The following is a 6,407-nucleotide window of genomic DNA, read 5'->3' on the forward strand; positions in this document are numbered from 1 at the left end:
GATGGTCGGTCCGGCCCTGGTCGGTGCGACACCAAGAGCATCGGCGGTCACGGCGGGCCGGCGCAACGGCAGACGCCCCATCCGCGACGGTGGAACCATCCCAGCCCATCTGACGTGCAGGTACATGAGTGCCTGGGATACGGGACGCGGTGGACGACGGGGGAACATTGGAGACTCGGGACGACGTCGAGGCGTTCGCGGCGCTGTTACGGCAGCTGAAGGACCGCACGGACCGGAGCTACGGCTCACTGGCCCGCCGCCTCAGCATGAACACCTCCACGCTCCACCGGTACTGCGCGGGCGAGGCGGTGCCGCAGGACTTCGCGCCCGTGGAGCGGCTCGCGGCCTTCTGCGAGGCGACACCCGAGGAGCGGCTCGAACTGCACCGGCTGTGGCTGCTCGCGGTGGCGGCACGGCAGCGGCCGCGGGCCGCGTGTGAGGGGGCCGGTGCAGAGCCGACGGAGGTACTGGAGGCCCAGAGCCCTGGGGGACCGTCGCGCCCGGAGGAGCCGGGGCGCCCGCCGGCCCCTGCCTGGTTCCGGCGCCGACGCACCCTCCTCGGGACCGCCGTCGGGACCGTACTGCTCGTCACCTTCGGCAGCCTCTCCGCCCTGTCGGCCGACCGCTCGCCGGGCGATGCGGCCATGGCCCCCGGACACTCCCGTACCACCGAACCCTCCGCGTCCGACCGCCCCTCGGCCACGGCGACCGGCCCCTCCCCCACCGGTTCCCCGGCCTCACCGTCGGCAGGTGCAGCGGCTTCGGCCGACCCCACCTCGAAGGGCGCGGCGGCGGCCGGCGGGAAGAGCGGAGCGCCCGCCTCCATCGGAGTGCCCCTCGCCTGGAGCGCCGACTCGCAGATCTGGGACGGGGGTTGCGCGCACGACTACGTCATCGACAAACAGCCGGCCCAGGTGCCCCCGCCGCCGGTACCGCAGGACGCCGCGGCCTGGGCGGCGACGCAGGGGGCGGTGCACGGGCGGCAGACGATGGTGCAGATCTCGGTGCAGGGGAAGTCGTCCGCGGCCGTCGTGCTGAACGCCCTCCGGGTCCGCGTCGTCAGCCGCGGCACCCCGCTCAGGGGCACCACGTACGACATGGCGCAGGGCTGCGGCGGGGGCCTCGGCCCGCGCTACTTCGACGTGAACCTCGACATCAACCGCCCCATCGCCCGCGCGGTCTCGGGCGCCGACGACCGGGGGGACCCCGCCCCCGCCGTGCAGTTCCCCTACCGTGTCTCCGCCCAGGACCCGGAGGTGCTGCTGGTCACCGCGACGACCCAGACGTACGACTGCTCCTGGTACCTCGAACTCGACTGGTCCTCCCAGGGCCGCACCGGCACGGTCCGCATCGACGACCACGGCCGCCCCTTCCGCACCAGCAGCATCAAGGGCCTGCCCCGCTACTGGTACGGCACGAACGGCCACGGCGTACGGCAGTGGGTGCCGGTCGGCAGTTAGCCAAGGGCGGGGCACGTTCCGCTGTTGGAGCGGGCCGTCTGCAGCATGCGCCCGACTCCGCCGTCGAGCACGATCTTCGATTCATACACCCTGCCGTCACGCCTCCCAAACGGCGGCGGCCGTACGGTCGTCCGCGTACCCCTTGACCCTGACCTGGGTGTCGGCGAGGAACGCGGCGAGGCCCGGCGGGGTGGGCCCGGACCACCGGGTCGTCAGATAGCGGCAGAGGTCGGGTTCGCCGCGCAGCGGCTCCGCGAGGCCGCCGCTGCACATCAGGAGCGTGTCCCCCGGGCGGGCGACGGAGGCGCGGAACCGGAAGGGTTCGCGGGGCGGCTCGGGGGCGGGTTCGTACGGGCTCGGCGGGGTCGGGATCCCCAGGTCCATGGTGAGCCGGTCGCCCTCGGGGGTCTCGGCGGGCAGCGAGCCGAAGCCGACGACGGGCTCGCCGGTGACCTCGCTGACCCGCGGCTCGATGTCCTGCCAGTCGCCGTCGCGGAGACGGAACAGTCCGCCGGCGCCCACCCCGAAGAAGACGCGGGTACGGCACTCGGGGTCGGCGGGCAGGAGCAGGCAGCGCAGGGTGGCCGCGTACTCCTCGGGATCGATGCCCTGCTCGGAGGCGCTGGCGCGGAGTTTGCCGAGGCTGCGGTCGGTGAGGCGGTGCAGGCCCGACTTGAGGTCGCCGCGCCGGGCGGCCCTTATGTCCTCCGCGAGCCGGGCGTGACTGCGGCCGACAGCGCGGCCGATCCAGTGGCAGGCCTCGGCGGCCGCCCGGTGCGCGCCGGGTGTGGCGCGGGCACCGGTGGCCATCGCCACCAGGACCAGTGCGTGCTCCCCGGTGCCGAAGCGGGCCGTGAGCAGGGAGTCGCGGCGCGGCTCGCCGCGGTAGCGGGCGGAGTCCCCGCGGACGGAGACGGCGCGGAGGGTGCAGGCGCCGTAGCGGGCGCCGTCCAGCACGGTGTCCGCGACCAGGTCGTCGAGGTCGTCGGGGTCGGCGGGCGGGAGGGCGGTGGGTTCGGCGTCGTAGGTGGGCGGGCCCGAGCCGACGTAGTCGAGGGAGACCGGGGGGAGGGTGGGGAGGTCGAGGTGGGTGGCGGTACGGGTGGGCGCGGGGGTCGGCGTCGGCGAGGCGGCCGCCTGCTGCGGGACGGGCTGCTCGGCGACGGCGCGATGGCGGGCGGTGTGCGGGAGTGTGTCTTCGGCGACCTGCGGCGGAGAGTTGTCCGCGGCGTGCCGCGGGCGGTGCTCCACGGCATCCGGGCCCGCCGGGGTGACGGCAGCGGCGGGCGAGCCGTCCCGGCCGGGGTCCGCGTCCGCCGCGCCTCCCGGGCTGTTCGCCTCGGGGGGCAGGCGCGACTCGGGCACCGTCGTACCGGGTGTTTCCGTGGAGGTACGGCCGCCGGGCGGGGGCGGGAGGTCCCAGGGCGCCCTCCGCTGGGCGGACCCCTCGTCCCTGCCCTCCGCCCCGGCCTCGGCACCCATGGCCCCGGCCACCGAGGCGAACCGGTCGTCCAGGGTGTCGGGCGCGGCTGCGGGGCCCGTGTCCTCGGTGGATTCGTCGTACAGCTGCCCCCACCAGTCGTCCTCACCGGTGGGACTTCCCCCCTGCTGGCTCATGCCCCTAATTGTCCACCGCATGGGCGGTATGAAAACGGGGCATCAGGAAAAACCGGCACCGCACTCCGCATCAGGGGGGCACCGAGGGTGAACGGTCGAACGGCGGTGCGTGAGGAGTGGCCGGTGTGACCCGGGCCCGGACCGCTGACCTGCGTCTCCTCCTTCCCTCCGGCACTCTGGTGAGATGGGAGTGTGGGACCTCCTGCTGGTCGGACTGGTCCTCCTGCTCGGCCTGTTCGGAGTGCTGGTGCCCGGGGTGCCGGGATCGTGGCTCGTGTGGGCCGCGGTCCTGTGGTGGGCGCTGAAGTCCACGGAGCCGGTGTCCTGGTGGATCCTGGTGGGCGCGACCCTCGCGATGTTCCTCTCCCAGGTGGTCCGCTGGGCACTGCCCCCGAGACGGCTGCGCGAGAGCGGCGCCACGCCCCGGATGGGGGTGTACGCGGGGGCGGGCGCGCTCCTGGGCTTCTTCCTCATCCCCGTGCTCGGCACGATCCCCGGCTTCATCGGCGGCATCTACCTTTACGAACGCCTTCGCCTCGGCCGGCACGGTGAGGCGAAGGCGGCCGTGCGGACCGCGATGCGCTCGGGCGGCTCCAGCGTGCTGGCGGAGCTGTTCACCTGTCTGCTGATCGCGGGGGCCTGGCTGGGCGCGGTGATCTGGGGCTGACGTAGGGCCACGGGACTAGGGCGAGGATCCGATGTGCGGAGCGGGCCGGGCGTGCTTCGCTGCTCCCATGACCGAATTCAGCGAGGCGGAACGCGCGTACCTGAAGTCGCAGCGCCTGGGGCGGCTGGCCACCGTCGACCCGGACGGGCAGCCGCAGGCCAACCCGGTCGGCTTCTTCCCCCAGGACGACGGCACCATCCTGATCGGCGGCTACGCCCTGGGCCGCACCAAGAAGTGGCGCAACCTCCGGCAGAACCCCAAGGTCGCCCTGGTCGTCGACGACATCGTGAGCCTGCGCCCGTGGAAGGTACGAGGCGTCGACATCCGGGGCGAGGCCGAACTCCTCACCGGTCCGCACGAGTTGGGCCCGCACTTCAGCGAGGAGCTGATCCGCATCCACCCGCGCCGGATCCACAGCTGGGGCCTGGAGGACTAGACAGCGGGAGCGGCCGAGGGAGGCTGGAGGACGCCTTCCAGCGTCAGCAACTGCACCTTCCGTTCGAGGCCGCCCGCATAGCCGGTCAGCGAACCGTCCGCTCCGATCACCCGGTGGCACGGCCGGACGATCAGCAGCGGATTGGCGCCGATCGCGCCGCCCACGGCCCGTACGGCAGCCCGTGAGGCCCCGATCCGGGCGGCGATCTCGCCGTAGCTGGTGGTCGCCCCGTAGGGAACGCCGTCGAGAGCGGCCCACACCCGCTCCCTGAACTCGCTCCCTGCGGTGCTGAACTCCAGCCGGAACTCCTTCAGTTCACCGGCGAAGTAGGCCGCCAACTGCTCCTCGGCAGCACGGAAGGCGGCGGGCTCGAGCCGCCAGCCGGCCTGTACCTCAGGCCCCTTCTTCTGCCCGGGCACGGACACGGAGGTCAGAGCACCGTCCGGATCGGCGGTGAGGAGGAGGGGCCCGACAGGACTGTCGAAGCGGCTCCAGAGAACACTCATCGGGATCGGTCCCACTCTCTCGCTACACGCAGATGTTGCAGGGCATACGAGCGCCAGGGGCGCCAGCTGTCGGGAACGCCGGGGCCGGGCGGGGCGACGTCGGGATCGCCGAGCGCCCGGGTGCGGATCACGGCGACCGTGTCCGCGTCCATGCCGGGCACGGCGAGCAAGGCGGTTTCGGCCTCGTCGCGGTCGACGCCCGGATCCAGGCGTACGGCGCCGTCGGCGAGGGCGGCGGTGAGCGCGCCCAGGGTGCCGTCCGGTTCGGCTTCCGCGAGGACGGCGGGCTCGGGGAACAGACGGGTGAGGCTGCCGCACGGAGCGTCGAGCGCCTTCCCGTACTGCCGTACGAGCCGCGCGGCCTCCGCCCTCCCCACCAGCGCGCGCACGGCCAGTTCCTCGGGGTCGGCGGCCCCGGGCGACCGCAGCCCCGGCCGGGCGGCGACCAGTGGCGCGAGCCGGTCGTCACCGCCGAGCCGCTCGTCCACGGCGTACGGATCGGCGTCGAGATCGAAGAGCCGCCGCAGCCGCCCCACGGCGGTGGTCAGATCGCGGGGATCGGTGAGATGCAGCCGGGCGTCCAGCCAGCCACCGGGATGGGCACCCGCCGCGGACCTGGCGGCCCCCGCCCGCTCGTCGACGGCGACGATGCCGGTCCCGTGCGGAAGCCGGAGGGTACGCCGATAGGTCCGCCGCCCAGGCACCCCACTCACCTCCTCGACGCCCCCCACGGCCTCACCCGCGAGCAGATCGAAGACGGCACCCGTCTGGTACGGCCCCCGGTGGGCGAGCCGAAGCGGAATCCCCGCGGTCGGCGTGGCCGCACGCCGACCGGCCCTGGGAGCGGCCGCCCGCAGCTCGCTCGGCGTGGACGCGTACACGTCCCGGATCGTGTCGTTGAACTGCCGGACACTGGCGAACCCGGACGCGAACGCGATCTCCGTGATCGGCAGCTCCGTCGTCTGCACCAGGACCCGCGCGGTGTGCGCCCGCTGGGCCCGGGCGAGAGCGACGGGCCCGGCCCCGAGCTCACCGGTCAGCTGCCGCTGCACCTGCCGCGCGCTGTACCCGAGCCGCGCGGCAAGCCCGGTGACCCCCTCCCGGTCGACGACCCCGTCCCCGATGAGCCGCATGGCCCGCCCCACCACATCCGCCCGCACATTCCACTCGGCCGACCCCGGCACGGCATCCGGCCGACACCGCCGGCAGGCCCGGAACCCCGAGCCCTGCGCGGCGGCGGCCGTCGCGAAGAACCGGACGTTGTGCCGCTTCGGCGTCACGGCAGGGCAGCTGGGCCGACAGTAGATCCCGGTCGTCCGGACGGCGAAGAAGAACTCCCCGTCGAACCGGGCATCCCGGCTCCGAACGGCTTCGTACCTGCTGTCTTCGTCCATCACGCATCCAGTCTCCGCCGGACGGGACGGCTGAGCTAGCGGAAATCGGACACTACGATGGAACTGCCGGCCGGGATTCTCAGCCCGCCCAGGCATTCTCAGCCCGGCCAGGCGTTCTCAGCCCCCGGCCGGCATCTCCAGCCCGTCCGGCGTTCGGGGACGAGACCCCTCAAGGGCCGAAGCGGGGGCCTGGGGGCGGCAGCCCCCAGCCGGCACCCCCCCCCCCCGCCCCCATAACGCCCCCCCCCCTTCATCTCCAACCCCCCCCCCCCCCCGGCCCCCATCCGGTTACAAAACCCCCGCAACACCCCCCCGGCCCCCCCAACG

Annotated in this window: 6 protein-coding genes; 3 read left to right on the forward strand and 3 right to left on the reverse strand. The window is 73.9% G+C overall.

Annotated features, from left to right (window positions below):
- The first annotated feature begins 128 nt into the window (after positions 1-128).
- Positions 129-1,460: a helix-turn-helix domain-containing protein gene (locus tag ACFY1E_RS20555; protein WP_389077780.1), complete on the forward strand. Its 1,332-nt coding sequence runs from the start codon at positions 129-131 to the stop codon at positions 1,458-1,460.
- A gap of 96 nt (positions 1,461-1,556) precedes the next feature.
- On the opposite strand, the gene ACFY1E_RS20560 is transcribed toward ACFY1E_RS20555, so the two are convergent.
- Positions 1,557-3,077, reverse strand: a complete 1,521-nt coding sequence (locus tag ACFY1E_RS20560; RefSeq protein WP_389077782.1) for a protein phosphatase 2C domain-containing protein — start codon at positions 3,075-3,077, stop codon at positions 1,557-1,559.
- Between the two features lie 184 nt (positions 3,078-3,261).
- Between ACFY1E_RS20560 and ACFY1E_RS20565 the strand changes: the two genes are divergently transcribed.
- Together ACFY1E_RS20565 and ACFY1E_RS20570 are read left to right on the forward strand one after the other, a co-directional pair.
- Positions 3,262-3,744 carry a DUF456 domain-containing protein gene (locus ACFY1E_RS20565; RefSeq protein ID WP_389077785.1) on the forward strand — a complete coding sequence of 161 codons (483 nt, stop codon included), beginning with the start codon at positions 3,262-3,264 and terminating at the stop codon, positions 3,742-3,744.
- A 67-nt stretch (positions 3,745-3,811) separates the two neighbouring features.
- Complete coding sequence (locus tag ACFY1E_RS20570) at positions 3,812-4,180, forward strand: PPOX class F420-dependent oxidoreductase (protein ID WP_389077787.1); 369 nt, start codon at positions 3,812-3,814, stop codon at positions 4,178-4,180.
- On the opposite strand, the gene ACFY1E_RS20575 is transcribed toward ACFY1E_RS20570, so the two are convergent.
- Both ACFY1E_RS20575 and ACFY1E_RS20580 read right to left on the reverse strand, forming a co-directional pair.
- Positions 4,177-4,686 carry a methylated-DNA--[protein]-cysteine S-methyltransferase gene (locus tag ACFY1E_RS20575; protein WP_389077790.1) on the reverse strand — a complete coding sequence of 170 codons (510 nt, stop codon included), beginning with the start codon at positions 4,684-4,686 and terminating at the stop codon, positions 4,177-4,179. The two genes, ACFY1E_RS20570 and ACFY1E_RS20575, sit on opposite strands and share 4 nt — an antisense overlap.
- Positions 4,683-6,080 (reverse strand): DNA-3-methyladenine glycosylase 2 family protein, encoded by a 1,398-nt coding sequence (locus ACFY1E_RS20580; RefSeq protein ID WP_389077857.1) that lies wholly within the window; start codon positions 6,078-6,080, stop codon positions 4,683-4,685. Before ACFY1E_RS20580 ends, ACFY1E_RS20575 begins: the two co-directional genes overlap by 4 nt.
- Positions 6,081-6,407: the final 327 nt, after the last annotated feature.

The sequence above is a fragment of the Streptomyces sp. NPDC001604 genome, assembly GCF_042893475.1.
Taxonomy (GTDB): Bacteria; Actinomycetota; Actinomycetes; order Streptomycetales; family Streptomycetaceae; genus Streptomyces.